General features: G+C 40.2%; 1 protein-coding gene. It reads left to right on the top strand.

Annotated elements, in window-relative coordinates; translation table 11 throughout:
- Positions 1-177 precede the first annotated feature (177 nt).
- Positions 178-1263 carry a M24 family metallopeptidase gene (locus HMPREF3023_RS07935; RefSeq protein ID WP_070702369.1) on the top strand — a complete coding sequence of 362 codons (1086 nt, stop codon included), beginning with the start codon at positions 178-180 and terminating at the stop codon, positions 1261-1263.
- The last annotated feature ends 303 nt before the right edge of the window (positions 1264-1566 follow it).

Raw genomic sequence — 1566 nt, 5'->3', positions numbered from 1 at the left:
GGGCGGATCGAAACGCCCTAAATCCCCTCCAAAAGAAGAATTAAAGCCTTAGGCTTTAGAAAAATATTATAAAGATAAAATCTTTTCTAAGGTTTTATAAAACCTCCCTTCCAATCTTTGATTGGCTATAAATCTAATTTTATGATATATTTTAAAAAAAGAAACGGAGGACACACTATGCACAAGAATAGAATTGATAGACTTATAAATAAAATGGAAGAAGAAAATCTTCACCACATGATAATCTCTGACCCCTACGCAATTTTTTATCTCCTTGACAGGATGATTGAACCAGGCGAAAGAGCCCTTGCCCTCTACATCCACAGGGATGGGGACGTAAAACTCCTTATCAACGAGCTCTTCCCTCAAGAAGAAGAGGCTGGAGTTGACTTTATTTGGTACAACGACATAGAAGACGGAATCGAAAAACTTTCCAAGTTTATAAAAGATGACCAACTTATAGGAATCGACAAATTTTGGTCTGCAAAGTTCCTACTAAAACTACAAGAGATCTTCCCAGACAAAAAATATGTAAATGGATCCACAATAGTTGATCACGTTAGAAGGATCAAGGACGAGGAAGAAAAACAATTGATGCGTGAATCCTCTGCCATCAACGACAAGGTCATGGAAGAACTTATCCCTTGGGTGGTAAAGGGCCTAAGCGAAAAAGAACTTTCTCAAAAGCTAAAGGAAATCTACAAGGCTCACGGAGTGGAAGAAGTTTCCTTTGAGCCAATCACAGCCTACGGAAGATTAGCAGCAGACCCCCACCACTCCACAGACAACACAAAAGGCAAGGTCGGCGACTGCGTAGTCCTTGACATTGGAGGAATCTATAAAAATTACGCATCAGACATGACACGTACAGTATTTATCGGCGAGGTAAGTGACCGTGCCAGAGAAATTTATGAAATAGTAAAAGAAGCTAACCTTAGAGGAATCGCTGTAGCAAAACCGGGCAACAAAATGTCAGACGTAGACAAGGCCGCAAGATCTTTTATAGAAGAAAAAGGCTATGGCAAATACTTTACCCACAGGACAGGCCACTCCATAGGACTAGAATGCCACGAAGAAGGCGACGTATCATCAGTAAACGACAGCATCATAGAAGTAGGACAAATCTTCTCCATAGAACCAGGAATTTATCTCTTAGAAGAAGGAATTGGAGTTAGGATAGAGGATTTGGTGTTAATAACAGAAGATGGGTGCGAGGTGCTTAATAAAGTCTCTAAAGAGTTAAAAGTAGTACCAATGAACTAAAGAAAATTTCTTTAAGAATTTTTTAATAAAAGGATTTATTTAATAAGGTTTTTGTAAAGCCAAGCTTTACTATTCTTTATCCGGAGGGGGTGTAGGACCTTTCGATTGGTCCTTCCCCCTCCAGGCCACCCCCAACACCTTCAACGACCTGGCAGGGGCCTTTGCCAACAACCCCGAGCGGCAGCCATCCTAAAAATTCAAAACTTGCTCGCTTCAAGTTGTTCCAAACAAAAAACTAATAATCTCTAGAGTCAGCAAGTCCTGACTCTATTTTTTTATTTGCGAGCTTCGCGTGAACCTAAT

The sequence above is a fragment of the Peptoniphilus sp. HMSC075B08 genome (assembly GCF_001815405.1).
In the GTDB taxonomy this organism is placed as follows: domain Bacteria; phylum Bacillota; class Clostridia; order Tissierellales; family Peptoniphilaceae; genus Peptoniphilus_A; species Peptoniphilus_A harei.
Note: the sequence above shows the minus strand (reverse complement) of the source record. Positions and strands in the feature narration are given on the sequence as shown.